The organism is Flagellimonas myxillae (assembly GCF_023502235.1).
GTDB classification, from domain to species: domain Bacteria; phylum Bacteroidota; class Bacteroidia; order Flavobacteriales; family Flavobacteriaceae; genus Flagellimonas; species Flagellimonas myxillae.
Genome location: NZ_JAMFLY010000002.1, coordinates 156,963 through 172,584, shown reverse-complemented (window position 1 = coordinate 172,584; position 15,622 = coordinate 156,963). Strand labels below are relative to the sequence as shown.

At 42.4% G+C, this 15,622-nt stretch carries 12 protein-coding genes; 4 read left to right on the top strand and 8 right to left on the bottom strand.

The features are described from left to right. Window positions 1–161: 161 nt before the first annotated feature. Window positions 162–332 (top strand): DUF6747 family protein, encoded by a 171-nt coding sequence (locus M3P07_RS09180; RefSeq protein ID WP_249969610.1) that lies wholly within the window; start codon window positions 162–164, stop codon window positions 330–332. Between the two features lie 82 nt (window positions 333–414). Here the strand turns inward: M3P07_RS09180 and M3P07_RS09175 are convergent, their stop codons facing one another. The 3 genes from M3P07_RS09175 to M3P07_RS09165 form a co-directional block, all read right to left on the bottom strand. After that, window positions 415–1,407, bottom strand: a complete 993-nt coding sequence (locus M3P07_RS09175) for a DUF4837 family protein (protein WP_249969609.1) — start codon at window positions 1,405–1,407, stop codon at window positions 415–417. Window positions 1,408–1,419: 12 nt separating this feature from the next. Beyond that, entirely contained in the window at window positions 1,420–3,051 is a 1,632-nt protein-coding gene (locus M3P07_RS09170; RefSeq protein ID WP_249969608.1) for a LysM peptidoglycan-binding domain-containing protein, read from the bottom strand. Window positions 3,052–3,169: 118 nt separating this feature from the next. Continuing rightward, complete coding sequence (locus M3P07_RS09165; RefSeq protein ID WP_249969607.1) at window positions 3,170–4,360, bottom strand: phosphoglycerate kinase; 1,191 nt, start codon at window positions 4,358–4,360, stop codon at window positions 3,170–3,172. Window positions 4,361–4,481: 121 nt separating this feature from the next. Here M3P07_RS09165 and M3P07_RS09160 point away from each other — a divergent pair, with 121 nt between their 5' ends. From M3P07_RS09160 to M3P07_RS09150, 3 genes are read left to right on the top strand one after another with little or no spacing between them, the layout of a single operon-like run. Next, complete coding sequence (locus M3P07_RS09160; protein WP_249970279.1) at window positions 4,482–5,633, top strand: DNA polymerase III subunit; 1,152 nt, start codon at window positions 4,482–4,484, stop codon at window positions 5,631–5,633. Window positions 5,634–5,644: 11 nt separating this feature from the next. After that, the gene (locus M3P07_RS09155; protein WP_249969606.1) at window positions 5,645–6,040 is read left to right on the top strand and encodes a DoxX family protein; all 396 of its coding nucleotides are present in this window, start codon (window positions 5,645–5,647) and stop codon (window positions 6,038–6,040) included. 35 nt (window positions 6,041–6,075) lie between these two features. Further along, window positions 6,076–8,067: an amidohydrolase family protein gene (locus M3P07_RS09150; protein WP_249969605.1), complete on the top strand. Its 1,992-nt coding sequence runs from the start codon at window positions 6,076–6,078 to the stop codon at window positions 8,065–8,067. 48 nt (window positions 8,068–8,115) lie between these two features. Here M3P07_RS09150 and M3P07_RS09145 read toward each other — a convergent pair whose 3' ends face one another. From M3P07_RS09145 to M3P07_RS09125, 5 genes are all read right to left on the bottom strand, one after another. Continuing rightward, window positions 8,116–8,622, bottom strand: coding sequence for an OmpH/Skp family outer membrane protein (locus M3P07_RS09145; protein ID WP_249969604.1), 507 nt, complete (start codon window positions 8,620–8,622; stop codon window positions 8,116–8,118). 240 nt (window positions 8,623–8,862) lie between these two features. Further along, window positions 8,863–9,693: a class I SAM-dependent methyltransferase gene (locus M3P07_RS09140; RefSeq protein WP_249969603.1), complete on the bottom strand. Its 831-nt coding sequence runs from the start codon at window positions 9,691–9,693 to the stop codon at window positions 8,863–8,865. Window positions 9,694–9,818: 125 nt separating this feature from the next. Then, on the bottom strand, window positions 9,819–11,687 hold the full coding sequence (mnmG, locus tag M3P07_RS09135; protein WP_249969602.1) for a tRNA uridine-5-carboxymethylaminomethyl(34) synthesis enzyme MnmG: 1,869 nt from the start codon (window positions 11,685–11,687) through the stop codon (window positions 9,819–9,821). 2 nt (window positions 11,688–11,689) lie between these two features. Next, window positions 11,690–12,109, bottom strand: coding sequence for an rRNA maturation RNase YbeY (ybeY, locus tag M3P07_RS09130; protein WP_249969601.1), 420 nt, complete (start codon window positions 12,107–12,109; stop codon window positions 11,690–11,692). Then, entirely contained in the window at window positions 12,102–15,521 is a 3,420-nt protein-coding gene (locus tag M3P07_RS09125) for a DUF4175 family protein (protein WP_249969600.1), read from the bottom strand. Before M3P07_RS09125 ends, ybeY begins: the two co-directional genes overlap by 8 nt. Window positions 15,522–15,622: the final 101 nt, after the last annotated feature.

Here is a 15,622-nt window from a genome sequence, read left to right as displayed (position 1 = left end):
ATCCACCCCATGTAGTTTGTCGATGAAAAATAATCCTTTATAGGAGTTTCCAAACGTTACGTATCGTTCGTCAATTTTTTGTTGCCTTTCGTCCCAATGTTTTCACATACGATTGAGCTTGCCCAATCTTTGTCTTGTCTTTAAATCTTAAAATTTGACTTATGAAAAAACTATTACTTATTAAAGAGATTTACCTAGAAGGATTCAAAAACTTGGGTCACATTATCCTAGAAAAATATTTCAAAGCGTTCTCCTGGTTCTGCTTTATCATGTTCTTTATAGTGCTATACGCTTTTGTATATAGAATAGCAACCGGATTTGCTTTTGACTAAAAATACTTTTTAAGCATTTAGAGAACGAAAAAGCCCGGCATGCTCTGGCATACTGGGCTTTTCTGAAATGCTTTAACTATTATCAGGACTTGTTGGTCTGGAACTTTACCGTTTTAAGAATGGCCTCCAGCTCAAACATATAGTCCCGTTTTTCTTCGTTGGGGGCAAAGGTAAACCCTTCCAAAACCATTTTTCTATTGTTCTCCTTATCGTTAATGATATAGGTAATGAACGGTCCGGCCATGGGATATCCCTGTATCTCCCAAGTGCCCCTTGCTTCAGCAGCTTTTTTGCCACCCACTTGTGAAGGAAACACGTATGGCGAAAAAGCCTTCTCTGTAATCATAAACGTCCCATCATAAGGTCCCGGGATGTATTTTTTTCCAATGGAGTCCCGCATCTTTATAATGTCCTGCACAAAAGTGGTGTCGGTCGCAAAACTGTCCCACGGCATCTCGTAGGCCAAAATATTCATGGATCCCTTTGGGATTTGGATGTCCATCCAAACAAAGTTCTTTTCGTGCTTGCCCAGCTTGTAGAGGGAAGGAACCTTTAAGCTAATTCCAAATTCATCCTCAAAAACGGTCTCCTTTGTCAAAGAGCGTGTAAATCTTCTTTGGGCCTCACTAATTTCTACCTTTTTAAAGGCCGCAATTGCCATTCCCGCAATGGAATCCAGATTGCCGGCAAGGTCATTGTAAGTTTCGCCAGTTACGACCGCAACCTTTTGGGGTTTGGCATAAACGTCGGTCTTTATATGGGCTGCAGAAACGGAATCCTGCTCAACAAAAAGGACAGATCTAGAATAGGCGGTTGCCCCTTTAAAGACTTGGGGCGGTATTTGTGTAATGGTAAATTTGGGTTCTCCCTGCGGAAGTCCCAAGACTGGTGCGGCAAAATGCTCCCGAATCTTATCCCCTACGCCCCCTTTCCAGAGCTCTGTGTCCATCACCACCATCAATGAGTTTATTCCCCCAGTTGAAGGAGGTAAAAAACGTTTCTTGGGTCCCGAATCCTTACATGACAACATCACCACAAAAATCATGGTGAAGCATAGTGTTCCAATTTTTTTCATATCGAGTTAAATTTACGAAGAACAATCGCACAATTTGAGTTTTGTGCCCGGTTTAAGATTGTTACCACTAAGACCGTTCCATTCTCGTAAATTTTCTATGGAAATTCCGGGATATTTTCGTGAAATGCTCCAGAGGGAGTCCCCTTCCTGAACAGTATGTGCCTTGGTTCCCCCTGCTACTGTCCCCGAGGCTGATTTTGAAGTATTCGATTTTGTGACCGTCGGTTTGGGAACATAGGGCTTTCTAGGAAATATGGTCAAGCGTTGCCCTATCCTAAGATTGTTGCTGCGCAGTCCGTTCCATCTTTTGATTTGGCTCACCCCCACGCCGTAGCGTTCGGCAATTTTTCCCAGATAATCACCACTTCGAACCTTATATCTAATCTGGTTTTTCGTCTCCACAAATTGCGGAAGGGGTTTCTCCAAGGAGTCCATTTCCTTTTTAACATAAGCATAGATCTCATCTTCATTGCTCACAAATTGACCGATCTTGGTAACCGGTAAACGAAGTACATAATCCTTCCCCTTTACTTTTGGGATAATGTTGAGCTTGTAGGAAGGGTTCAACATTTCCAATTCCTCGGTGCTAATATCGACCAACTTGGAGATTTGATCAAAGGTGATCAGTTGCTTTACGTGTACCGTATCCGTTTCAAAATAAGGTCTTTCTGCTTTTTTATAGTGCAGCCCATGCTCTTCCGCATATTCGAAGATATACATGGTAGCCAAAAATGCAGGCAGGTATCCGGCGGTTTCACGTGGAAGATTTCTCCGGATGTTCCAATAGTTCGTGTATCCCCCAGAACGCCTTATTGCTTTGTTTACATTTCCTGGGCCCGAATTGTAGGCGGCCAAGGCCAAATCCCAGTCGTTGAAAATGTCATACAATTTGGAAAGGTATTTGCTCGCCGCCTTGGTGGCCAGTATGGGATCGTGGCGTTCATCCACATAACTGCTCACATCCAGACCGTACATTTTTCCGGTACTGTACATAAACTGCCATAGCCCTTTGGCGCCCACACGTGATCTAGCTTTTGGATTTAAAGCCGACTCAACAATCGCCAAATACTTTATCTCCAACGGAATGTCATGATTGTCCAATTCCTGTTCAAAAAGCGGAAAATAAAATTGGCTCGCGGTGATCATACGTTGCATCAAATCCTTTTTTCGGACCAAGAAGGATTTAATGACCGACTCCAAAGAGGAATTATAGGAAATATTGAAAGGCGTCTTTTCGTCCATCCGTGCCAAACGGGCTTTGAGCGTGTCCGTTGGCAGGTCGACCAATTCGATTTCTTCATCACTCGGGTTGATGATCTCCAATTCTAGCTCACTGAACAATTGGGCGCTTTGATACAATTCGTTTAGCCAAAGACTATCATATTTTCTGGCTTCCTTTTGGTCCCTCAAATGGAATTCCTTTTTGCCTGCTTCTTCAACAACCCGAAAACCATCAATTGGTTTTTCCTCCGTTTTTATATCGATGGATTGGATTTCCTGGGAGGTTCCCAAATCGGATTCCGTAGTTTTTTCTTGTGTTGAAGTTGCCTCCGTCGCACCGGAAGAATCCACCTCTTGGGCAGTGAGCAATGGAGCCGAAAAAAGCAAGGCTGCAAGGACAGCTTTTTTTAAAATGTGGTTCATGCTGGATTGGGTTTGGTTTTGGGGCAAACGAAAATGGGGCTTTTTTCCGAAAAATTAAAGTTTTCGGATCAAAACCTAACAAGTTTAGGATTTCTCCTATTAATTCATAACGTGGAGGTTAGCCCAATATTGCGGCTATTCCTGGAAGGGTTCTGCCCTCTAAACTTTCCAACATGGCCCCGCCTCCGGTAGAGACATAACTGACCTTGTCCTGAAAGCCAAATTGTTTCACGGCCGCAACGGAATCTCCTCCGCCAACCAGCGAAAATGCACCATTTTGGGTGGCTTCATCAATGGCATTACCAACAGCTATGGTTCCCTTGGCAAAGTTCTCCATTTCAAAAACTCCAACAGGACCGTTCCAAAGAATTGTTTTGGAGTCCAAAATAACCTGTTTGAAGTTTTCCAAAGTCTGAGGCCCCGCATCCAGACCCTGCCATCCATCTGGAATTGCGTTTACATCCAGGAACTGGGTGTTTGCGCCATTGTCAAAATCGTCAGCGGCCAAGACGTCAACTGGAAGGTGAATTGCAACTCCTTTTTCCTTGGCCTGCTTTAAGATATTCAAAGCCAATTCCATTTTATCGTCCTCACAAATTGAATCCCCCACGGAGCCTCCTTGGGCCTTCACAAAAGTGTAGGTCATACCGCCACCAATGATCAGGTTGTCTACTTTGTCCAGAATGTTTTCTATGATCGTAATCTTGGAAGAAACCTTGGCCCCGCCCAAAATTGCAGTTACAGGCTTTTCCCCTGTCTGCATCACCTTTTGTATGGATTTAATTTCCTTTGCCAACAGATATCCAAAACATTTGGCATCTGGAAAATAATTGGCAACGATAGTTGTAGAGGCATGGGCCCTATGAGCGGTTCCAAAAGCGTCGTTCACATAAACATCGCCATGTTTTGAAAGCGCCTTGGCAAAAGTTTCGTCCCCTTTTTCCTCCTCTGCATAAAATCGAAGGTTTTCCAAAAGAAGTACTTCCCCACTTTGCAATTCGGCCACCGCTGCATCCGCAACTTCACCAACACAATCACTGGCAAATTTGATTTGTACTCCTATAATCTCAGAAACCTTTTCAACGATATGGGACAGGGACATGTCGGGATTTGCTTGACCTTTTGGTCTACCCAAATGACTCATCAATACCGCCGCACCACCATCTTCCAACACCTTCAGGATTGTTGGTTTGGCTGCTTCAATTCGGCTGGTGTCCGTTACATTAAAATCGCCATCCAAAGGCACATTGAAATCAACGCGAATCAATGCTTTTTGGTTCTCAAAATTATAATCATCTATGGTCTTCATTGCTCTCGGTTTATGGTGAGTCCAAAAGTAAAGATTTCATTCTTTCCCAGAGGATGGAATTTAAACTTTCAACAAAAAACCTACGAAAACACACAGAACCTAAAAAATGTATCTTTGGCTTATGCTGTTCAAAGATGTTCTGGGCCTCGAGCACATTAAAAAACACTTGGTGACCACGGCGGAATCTGGCCGGGTGGCACATGCCCAACTATTTGTTGGTCCCGAAGGCTGTGGAACCCTTTCCATGGCCATTGCCTATGCGCAATATTTGCTTTGTGGCAACACAGGTGGTGAAAACGAAGGCGACAATCAGGTCTGCAATTCCAAATGCAATTCCCTTACGCATCCCGATCTTCATTTTGCCTTTCCGGTTTCCAATTCGGACAAGGTAAAGTCGCATGCAGTTAGTGACCATTATCTAGAAGAATGGCGTCAATTTGTTGCTGAGCAACCCTATGGAAATCTCTTTGATTGGTACCGGCTCATTGGCATAGAAAAAAAACAAGGTCAAATTGGGGTTGACGAAGCTCAGGATGTTGTAAAAAAACTCGCCTTAAAATCTTATGAAGGGGGATACAAGGTTTTGCTCATTTGGATGGCCGAGAAGATGAACATTTCGGCCGCGAACAAATTGCTTAAGCTTATCGAGGAGCCACCGGAAAAAACCGTGCTTATTTTGGTTGCCGAAGAGGAGGAACAAATTATAAATACTATTCGTTCCCGCTGCCAAATCCTACATTTTCCCCCACTCCCCGAAAATGCAATTGCCACAGCCCTAATGGAGCAGGGTGTTCAAGAGGCAGAAGCCAATTCCATGGCCCAAGAGGCCAACGGCAATTACAACAAGGCGCTGGACCTTATGAACAAAGATTCTGAAGACCTGGTCTTTGAACGCTGGTTTGTACAATGGGTTAGAAGTGCGTTTAAGGCCAAAGGAAATAAGGGTGCCATCCAGGAGCTCATCATGTGGAGCGAGGAAGTCGCCAAGACCGGGCGGGAAGTTCAAAAGCAATTTTTACATTATTGCCTTTCCGTTATGCGCCAAGCACTTTTGCTTAATTACAGGACTGAAGGTCTAGTTTATATGAAAATTCACTTGGAGGGCTTTGACCTTAAAAAGTTTGCGCCATTTGTTCATGAAAACAATATTATGGACATTGTCAAGGAACTGGAAGAAGCGATTTACCACGTGGAACGCAACGGCAATTCCAAGATTATCTTTACCGACCTATCCATCAAACTTACCCGCCTATTGCATACCAAGGCGGCCTAAACATAAACATCATGGAACACTTTACATCACATGCGGCACAAATTTTATTGCTCGCAGGCCTTACCATTACTTTTCTCCAAAGCGGATTTGATAAAATTCTGGATTGGAAAGGCAATCTGTCCTGGCTTACCGGGCATTTTTCCAAAACAGTTTTTAAGGGAATGGTTCCCCTGCTTTTGGGCATAGTGCTTTTTGCCGAAATGGCGTCGGGAATATTGTGTGCCATTGGCCTTTTTGAGTTTTTCTATATTGGGGAAAGTGCTTACGCTTTTTGCGGAGCTGTTTTGGCCAGCATCACCTTGCTATTTCTTCTTTTGGGGCAGCGCATTGCCAAAGACTATGAAGGGGCAAAGACCATTGTGGTTTATCTTATTTTGGCCATTTTTCTGGTCTACATTCTGCAGTAAATTCCAAAAAACACAGTGAACCTAAACTCAACCTCATGAAAAAATTTCTTCCTCTGATTGCGCTAGCAATCTTGGCTTCCTGTCAAGAATCCAACCAAAGTAAAGAATATACTTCTCGGGATTACCAGGTTTTTATGCGGGACAATCTTGCAGGTTCCCATACAAGTTCTATGGATTCAGAAGGCAACTATGTGTTCACTTTTGAGTTCAATGATCGTGGGAGAGGGCCTGAAATTCTGGAAAAAATAAGCTTGGATGACCAAGGCAACATCACCTCCTTGGACATCTCCGGAGTCAACTATTTGAAAGACACCATTGCTGAAAGCTATAGCTATTCCGATGGGTTGGCCGAATGGAAAAGTACCTCTGAAGCTGGTAGCAAAGCAACGAATGGTGTCCCCTTTTATTCCAGTGTGAACAGCACGCTTGGGGACAATGAATTGTTGGTGCGACGATTATTATCCTCGGAAAACCACTCCCTTGAACTGCTCCCAAGTGGTACGGCCGCTATTTCAAACATAGAGGCCATCATGGTGGATTCCATTCCTCTCCGCCTTGTTGAAATCACAGGATTTGGATTTACTCCTTTTTACGAATGGGTAGATGAAGATGACCGGATTTTCGCTTCGGTTTCTTCTTGGTTGAGTATCATTTCCAAGGAGCATTCCGGGATGATCGGCACCTTATTGGAAATCCAAAAAGAGAAAGAAGATGCCTTTTTCGCATCTCTGGCCAAGGAGCTTACCGAAACTCCAGACGACCAAGTGGTCATTCAAAATGTAACTCTATTCGACTCCAAAAGCGGACAGCTTGTTCCTAACCGTTCTGTGGTTATCAGCGGGAATCAAATTGAGTCGGTTTCAAGTGAAATTTCCACCATTAGTGAGGGTGCCATCGTAATCGATGGAACGGGGAAAACACTTTTGCCGGGACTTTTCGACAACCACTGCCATGTACAAAAGGAAGATGGTCTTCTTCATTTGGCGGCAGGTGTAACCGCTGTTAGGGATATGGCCAATTCCATGGAATTGTTGGAAATCAAAAAACAATTTGATGAAAACCGCAATATTGGGCCACGTGTCGTCACCCTCTCAGGATTTATTGATCAAAAAGGTCCCTTTGCGGGTCCAGGGTTAACCATAACCAATGTAGCCGAGGGAGAAGAGGCCATCCAGAATTATAAAGATCACGGGTATCAACAAATCAAGCTGTATAGCTCCATTGATCCTTCTTGGGTAAAACCATTAGCCAAAAAAGCACATGAGCTGGGGATGAAATTAAGTGGGCACATTCCTGCACACATGCTTGCTGAAGAGGCCATCAAAGATGGATTCGACGAGATACAGCATGTGAACATGGTGGCACTAAATTTTCTATCGGACACCATTGACACCCGCACGCCCTTGCGCTTTTCTGCAGTTGCGGAAAATACGCATGCCCTCGATTTGGAAGGACCAGAGTTCATTTCTTTTGTAAAATTGCTAAAGGAAAAAGGAATTGAACTGGACCCTACAGTTTCAATTTTTGAAGGCATGTTCTCGACAAAAGCGGGAGAGCCAGACCCCCAATTTGAGGCCATTTTGGACCGACTCCCCATTCAAGTGCAACGGGGCTATTTTTCTGGTGGACTTCCCATACCGGAAGGCAAGGAACAGCAGTATAAGGACTCTTTTGACAAATTACTGGAAATCTTGTATGTTCTTCATAATCAAGGCGTTACCCTGCTTCCGGGCACAGATGCAATGCCCGGATTTGCGCTTCATAAGGAGTTGGAAAACTACGTAAAGGCGGGCATCCCTGCCAATGAGGTACTGCAACTTGCCACAATTACTTCAGCTGAGGTTACGTCCATGGACCAACAATTAGGTTCCATTGAAGCAGGAAAACTGGCCGACCTTATTTTGGTTGATGGGAACCCGGTTGAAAACATTAGTGATATTCGGCGGGTCGAATTAACAGTAAAAGATGGAAAATTGTATCGACCCAAAGCGCTTTATGAAGCCTTGGGCATCAAGCACTACAAATAAAAAAAGCCCATTCGCATGAATGGGCTTTCTATATAATCAACACTGATTTTATTTCTTGTACTTGTCGTTCAAAATTTTGACAATGGAGCTAGTTAGATTCTGCGGATCCTGACCATATAAAACGGCACCACCCGTTCCTCCTGTAAGGATATAAGTAAACCCATTGGCCTCCCCGTAAGCCTTCACTTCTTTTCTGACCTTGCTGACCAAGGAATCCATTTCGGTTTGGCTACTTATCTGAAGTTGTTGTTCTTCTTGCTGCAATTGCTGCCCCATGAACTGACCTCTTTGTTGTAAAAGCGCATATTCTTCCTGGGCACTTTTCTGGGACATCTTTTGGGACTTTGTCTGAAATTCTTGAAGCTCCAACTGAAATGCCTGGGAAATACTATCCCTCTTTTTAGTCAAGGCTTCGATTTTTACTTTGTACTTGGCCTCGATATCAACCTTTTCCTGATAATCGTCCAACAGCTTAACGTTGTCCACATATCCAATTTTGTTTTGCTGACAAGCCATGGCAATCATGGCAAAAGCAAATAACATAAGTTTTTTCATCTTTCTCTTTTAAGGATGCGCAAAAATAGAAAAGCTTTTTGAATGCTCCCCCATTATCTTTTGGTGAACTGAAATTGACGGAATGCAGGGCTATAACAAAAATCTATTAATATTTTAGGTTTTCATAGCTGTTCACTATTCTATCGAAGCGTAGATACGTGCTTGTCCTTGATCCTTTTCTTTTACGGATGTCCTTATATAGCAGTTTGTCCAAAACGGCTCCAGGGCCGCTTATTTTAGCTATTTTGTCTTTCTGATCAAGTAAATTATAGAGGAATGCTCTTTGGTGAAGAAGGCCTGCAGATTAGACCATAATCCGATGAAAAATGCGCTAATAAAAAACAATCTGTTCCCTTTGTACTTTTCCGATAAAAGAGAGACATAAAAGGAATCAAAAATCATGGGCTTGGTTCCCACTACTTCCATTCCGTGTTTAGCAAACAGTTTTGAGATAGATGCCCTTGAGAAATGCCACAAGTGCCTTGGTACATCATATGCCGCCCAATAGCTCCCATAGTATTTTGCGTCAAAAGATTTAAAATTAGGAACCGCTATTACCATCAGTCCATCTGCAGCCAGCAGGGAAGCCAACTTGGCGATGCGTTCATCGAGATTCGGCAAATGCTCCAGTACATGCCACAGGGTAATCACATCAAAGTTATTTTCTCTTAACTGGTTCTCTTCGGAAACCAGCTCCACGCCTTTTTTCTTGGCATTCTGCCTGGCCTTTGCATTGGGTTCCACGCCTTCTACCCCTATACCCTTTTGCTTTACAACATTTAGGAAATCCCCCGTTCCAGCCCCGAAATCAAGAAGTGATTTTATATTAACCTGTTGATTTACAATTAGTTGCAGTTTGTTTCTTAAGTTTCGCCGCTTTATTTGTTGGTAGAGCTTGTCAAACAAAGAGCTGGCTGAATCCGTATGTGATATATAGGCCTCGCTTTCATAATAGGGTGCCAAGTCGACGGGTTGTGGAAAGGTAACCAACATGTCAATTTCCGAATCATGATGAAGTTCAAAATCCTCCTTAGAGATGGAATGATCTTTTATCTTTAAATACGGCTCCATTAAGTTTTGGGTCTTATGCTCGAATATACAGCAATTGGCTGTATGGAGTAAACGTGGGTTTTACCCAACTCCTGAAATTCTTTAAAATAATAAAAGGTATATTTTGTTCCACGTGGAACATTTTACTATCGTCCAAGAAAAACAAGTAAAACACTAATGTCTGAAGGAGAAACTCCGCTAATTCTAGATGCTTGAGAAATTGTAATCGGCCGAATACTTTCTAATTTCTCTCTAGCTTCATAAGAAAGAGACTTGAGTTTGGTATAATCAAAGTTTTTTGGAATTTTTATGTTTTCAAGCCGATGAAGTTTGTCGGCATTGTTTTTCTCCTTTTCAATGTACCCGGAATATTTGACCTGTATTTCCGCCTGTTCCAAAATTTCTGAGTCCAATTCGTTACTATTTACATAAGTAGACACAGATTCAAGCTCCAGCATATGATCCATCGTCACCTTGGGTCTCGAAAAAACCTTGAAGAGTTTATCGGCCTGATTAACGGTTGAAGAATTTACAGATTCCAATATTGGGTTAATTTCATCCGGAGCAAAGCTTGTTTTTCTAAAAAAGTCCAAGAACGCATCCGATTTTCTCTGTTTCCTTTCCATCCTTACCAAACGCTCTTCCGTAGCTAAACCAATTGCGTGACTTTTAGGAGTAAGTCTTAAGTCTGCATTATCCTGCCGTAATAACGTCCTGTATTCAGCTCTAGATGTAAACATCCGGTATGGCTCCTCGGTTCCTTTTGTGATCAGGTCGTCAATTAAAACACCAATGTAAGCCTCATCCCTTTTTAGGATGAATGGTTCTTTATCGTTAATTTTTAAATGGGCATTTATTCCTGCCATCAAGCCTTGGGAAGCGGCCTCTTCATATCCAGTTGTGCCATTAATCTGCCCCGCGAAATATAGATTCTCCACCAACTTAGTCTCCAAAGTGTGCTTCAATTGTGTTGGAGGGAAATAGTCATATTCGATTGCATATCCTGGTCTAAAGAATTTGACGTTTTCAAATCCTTTAACTGATTTAAGGGCCCTATATTGAATATCCTCTGGAAGTGAAGTTGAGAATCCATTTACATAAACCTCAACCGTATTCCATCCCTCTGGTTCTACAAAAATCTGATGGGAGTCCTTATCGGCAAACCGGTTTATTTTATCTTCGATAGAGGGACAATATCTAGGCCCGATACTCTTGATTCTTCCGTTGAACATTGGAGACCGATCAAATCCTTCCCGCAACAAATCATGAACCAAGACACTGGTATGAGTCATATGGCAATCACGTTGGGTGGAAAGTTTCGGAGTGTCCAAATAAGAAAACTTTTCGGGAATGGTGTCCCCTGGCTGGGGAATCATTTTGGTATAATCCAACGAACGGCCATCCACTCTAGGTGGTGTTCCGGTCTTCATACGACCACTGTCAAAACCAAAATCAACCAACTGTTCGGTAATGCCGGTTGCTGCTTTCTCACCTGCCCTGCCACCACCAAACTGCTTATCTCCAATATGAATGAGACCATTCAAAAATGTGCCGTTTGTAAGTACAACAGCTTTAGCCCGAATATCAATTCCCAAAGAAGTTCTAACCCCTACAATCTTTCCGTTATCCTCAAGAAGTCCAGAAACCATTTCTTGATAAAAATCGGCCTTTGGGGTGTTCTCTAAAGCCATTCTCCATTCCTCAGCAAACCGCATTCTGTCGTTCTGTGCCCTCGGGCTCCACATAGCAGGTCCCTTTGATTTGTTGAGCATTTTAAACTGAATAGCAGACTTGTCGGTAATAATCCCACTATAGCCACCAAGCGCATCAATCTCCCGCACAATTTGACCTTTCGCAATACCTCCCATAGCGGGATTACAGGACATCTGTCCAATGGTCTGCAGGTTCATTGTAACCAACAAGGTCTTGGAGCCCATGTTCGCAGCAGCAGCTGTCGCCTCAGCTCCAGCATGGCCTCCTCCAACAACAATTACGTCATATTCCCTCTCAAACATACCTATGGTTCCACGTGGAACATTTTAATTTTTTCTTCTTCCTTTTTTCTCATCTCTAGAGCCTCATTTTTCGTCTTATCCTTATAACCCATAAGGTGCAAAACCCCATGGCACATCACCCGTAAAAGCTCTATTCTAAACTCTGCATTAAAGGTTTCGGCGTTCTCTTTAACTCGGTCCGTCGAAATAAAAATATCACCGGAAATATGGTTCCCTTCTGAGTAATCAAAAGTGATAATGTCAGTATAAGTGTCGTGGTTTAAATACTCCTGATTAAGGTTCAAAAGGTATTCATCCGAACAAAAAATATAGTCCAATTGACCCACCTCCTTTTGCTCGGAAGATATCACCCTAGTTATCCAATCGGTGAACTCTAATTTCTCTTGTAAAATAAAATCAGACTGGAAATTAAATTCAATCATTATCAAAATAACCCTTAACCTTTCGCTCGTAATTTTGCCGCAAAGGTAAGGCTTGTCTGTTTAATATCTCAACCTCATTCTTGCGCCTCTTAAGCAAGGCAGGTTTGGTAGTAATAGGGTTTGAAAAAGAATTGGTATTCGTATTGGCTTCCCGTTCTTTTTTCCTTCCCTGCTGTAGTTCTGCATTCTCTAGTTTTAGCAACTCATGTTGGATTATGTTTGCCTTGTTCCTTGTGCGCTCCGTTATTCCGTTTTCCAATAAATCGTTTTCAAAATCCTCCATCTGCCGCACAAGCTTTTGGGCCAAATTCCTATCAGCTTTGCTGATCATATCCTTAAGCTGCTTTTCCAACTGTTGGCGTATGGCTTGTTGCTCTTTATATATATCATAGATTTGTTCCAAGCTCATTTCTCCGTCACCATTCCCATTAGTACCAGAACCCTGTTCCTTGCCTTTACCCCCCTCACTGGAATTTGAACCTTTTTGTGGTTCTTCACCCGTATTGCCTTCGGAGCCCTTCTCCCCTTCAGCTTCTCCGTCACTACCCTGCTCATCTCCCTTGCCTTGTTGACCTTCCTCGCCGGACTTGCCCTCTTGTCCCTTCCCACTCATCTTTTCCTGCACGCCTTGCTGACCCTTAATAATATCTGGAAGCTGAAAATCCTGTCCTTGGCCTTTGCCTTGACCAGGCTTCATGCTTTCCTGCATATTATCTAAAATATTAGCTAAGAAGTCAGCTAAGGCATTTGTAGCATTAACCACATACTGCTGATAGGAAGCTCCTTGATAAATCTGATTCTCAGCAATACTCTCCAAGGATTTATCAATATTATAATATACTTCGGTAATTTGTTCATTCACAAATTCGGATAGCTCAACCCTGCGCAACGAAAGTGCAAACAGGCTGTCGTCGACATGTTCAAAAAGACTTCTCAATTCTTTTTGATCCCGCACCGTTGTTGAAAATTGGGAAATATCGACATCGGCAGCCTCAACTTTATCAAACAGATTTTCCTGTTTGAAAGAGAAGGTTACCAAATTATCCAGAATTTGTCGAAGCATTTCTGCATCCTCAACAACATCAGAACCTCCTCCACCTGAAGATGTTTGTTGCATTGACTCGCTCATTTCCTTTAGCTTTTGGGCCGCAGCCTTTTGACGCTCCCTAGCCATTTTAGCAGCCTCCTGACTGTTAGGGCTATCTGAACTTTGGTCAATGCCTTGATGCTTATTAATCTCTTCCAGTGCTTCCTTCTGGTCTTCCTTAACCCTTTCTTGGTCCTGTGGTTTAACCTTGAATTCCATAGGTTTTCGAAGTCCTTCATTTTCTTTCCTTAGCTCATCTATATCCTCGGAAAGCTTATCAAACTCCTCTCCAACTTGCTTTTGTAGCTTATTATCCAACGTATCACCCAAATTCATTTGGGATAAAATCTTCTGACGCTCCGATAGCTTATCCAACTCTGAAGCCAATTGTTTCATTTTTTCCGTAACATAATACCTCTTGGTGAGCTCCAAAATTTGCTCCAAATTTCTGGTATTACTGCTTTGCTTTTTGGATAGCTCCTCCAACTTCTTTTGGAGTTCTTCTTGCTCAATTTTGTCCGAGAGCTTATTGAGCTCATCAAGCAGCTTTTTATTCTTTCTAGCCTCAATCTCTTGGCGCTCCAACCTCTCTTTTAGCAATTTACTCCGCTCACTATCCTCCTTTTCCAAACTCTCCTTTAACTCCTGACTGAATTTTTCCATCAAGCTTTCCTGCTGACGTTGCCTTTCCAATACATCCTTAATCTTATTTTCCCTTTCAAAACTTCGTTCCTTGCTTTGACTATCGGTATCTTTGAGCTCCCTTAATTCTTCCTGTTGGTTCTTATATTTCTCCAAAGAATTGTCAAGTTCCTGCAACGCATTTCGATTAATATCTAACTCCTTGGTTTTCAACTCTTTATCGTCTAATAAGTTCATGGTAAAAGACCTGCTCCTTACCTTCTTTCCTCCTCTAAGACCATCATTGTCAACCACTTCGAAAAACAATGTATATTCCTCTCCAGGCCGTAAATCAAATCCTGAAGGAAAGGTGTAATATAACTGATGCACGTTTACACCAGGTCGCTCTAAAACCAACTTCTGCTGTGCAACAAGATTTCCTGTTGGATGACAAACTACCCTAACTTCGGAAACCCCATAATCATCACTTACCTGCCCCTCAAAAAAAGATACATTCGGTGTTAAGGAATCAACACTTTGTTCCATTTGGATGCGCGGGTAGGCATCTTTAACCACTTCGAGCTTATACGACAAAATTTCGTGCTTACGGACCCTGCTGTTGGAAGTGGAAATTTCATATTCCAAATCACCATCGGCCGTAATTTGGTGTACAAACTGACTCTTGTCGGCTTCAATCTGTACTAAAGTATCACGATAGGCCAATCCGATTTCATCAAGATTATTTCCCAAAATCTTCCAAGTTACCTCAGTGCCTTCTGGTATAACTGCGTTGCCAGTACCAGATACTTCCTCAGCTTCCCTTTTTAGATAAGAGGGAAAGTTAAACTCCATTAAAAAATCGGTTAATACGGGGGTTTCAAGCACAGAAACCTGATACTCCCTAGACTTCCACTTTCCACCATTAAAATGAAAGTTTGTTTCCTTCACAGGTGCATTCAAGGTATAAGAAAAAATCCCATCCCTAGATTTCATAAACAGCTCCTCACCATCCATTACCATGGTGACATTTTCTGGAACCGTTTCCCCTTCAATGGCCACCATAATATTCAAGGACTCGTTATCCAGAATCTCCAAATCTTCGTTTAGCAATAGAAACTGAAATGGAGCCGGTCTTTTAAAAGCGACATCATAGTTGACAACCCGATCATGGGACCCAAAAAAAGACATAATGTTTCCTGAAATCCAATAGCATCCAATAATAATTAGAGGTACACTAAAATATTTTGCATATCCAAACACCTCCCTAAAGTTTATCGCTTCTTTAAAGGGGATGACTTTTAATTTGGCCGACCTTTGCTCAATACTAGCGAGCAACAATTCCGACTGTTCTGAGCTTTCCCGCAAATCCAATAAGTTATGAAGTCGGTCCCCAATTTGCGGAAAGTGCCTGGCAATCATCTTAGACGCCTCCTTGTTGGAAATCCCATTTCGTAGTCCCAATAAAAGAACCAACGGGATGGCAACAAACTTTATCAGCAGTCCTACCTCTACCAATATAAAAATTAGAAAAAGAATAAGCCTACCAAGTTCGTTAAGCCACAAAAAATGTTCAAAGGAAATAACCGTTATCCAAAACAATAACCCGAGGGTCAAAAAAAGCAATACGCCTCGCATCAACTGTTTGGTATAGTACTTCTTGGTGAAAGCCTGAAGTTTTGCAATAATGTCCTGAAAACTGTCCAAATCCCTCCTTTTTTACAAACCAAGATACCCGATACGCCAGAATACCCTAGAAAATATTATGTTAAATCCCTTTAAAACTCCCTAAAATTTGGCTTAAAAGC

Excerpts from the sequence above, each read along its gene's own strand:
- M3P07_RS09145 (WP_249969604.1), bottom strand. The coding sequence starts at position 8,622 with ATGAAAAAACTTATGTTATTTGCTTTTGCCATGATTGCCATGGCTTGT.
- mnmG (WP_249969602.1), bottom strand. The coding sequence starts at position 11,687 with ATGTTTGAGAGGGAATATGACGTAATTGTTGTTGGAGGAGGCCATGCT.
- M3P07_RS09165 (WP_249969607.1), bottom strand. The coding sequence starts at position 4,360 with ATGAAGACCATAGATGATTATAATTTTGAGAACCAAAAAGCATTGATT.
- M3P07_RS09170 (WP_249969608.1), bottom strand. The coding sequence starts at position 3,051 with ATGAACCACATTTTAAAAAAAGCTGTCCTTGCAGCCTTGCTTTTTTCG.
- M3P07_RS09140 (WP_249969603.1), bottom strand. The coding sequence starts at position 9,693 with ATGGAGCCGTATTTAAAGATAAAAGATCATTCCATCTCTAAGGAGGAT.
- M3P07_RS09160 (WP_249970279.1), top strand. The coding sequence starts at position 4,482 with ATGCTGTTCAAAGATGTTCTGGGCCTCGAGCACATTAAAAAACACTTG.
- ybeY (WP_249969601.1), bottom strand. The coding sequence starts at position 12,109 with ATGATTGAATTTAATTTCCAGTCTGATTTTATTTTACAAGAGAAATTA.
- M3P07_RS09150 (WP_249969605.1), top strand. The coding sequence starts at position 6,076 with ATGAAAAAATTTCTTCCTCTGATTGCGCTAGCAATCTTGGCTTCCTGT.
- M3P07_RS09175 (WP_249969609.1), bottom strand. The coding sequence starts at position 1,407 with ATGAAAAAAATTGGAACACTATGCTTCACCATGATTTTTGTGGTGATG.
- M3P07_RS09180 (WP_249969610.1), top strand. The coding sequence starts at position 162 with ATGAAAAAACTATTACTTATTAAAGAGATTTACCTAGAAGGATTCAAA.
- M3P07_RS09155 (WP_249969606.1), top strand. The coding sequence starts at position 5,645 with ATGGAACACTTTACATCACATGCGGCACAAATTTTATTGCTCGCAGGC.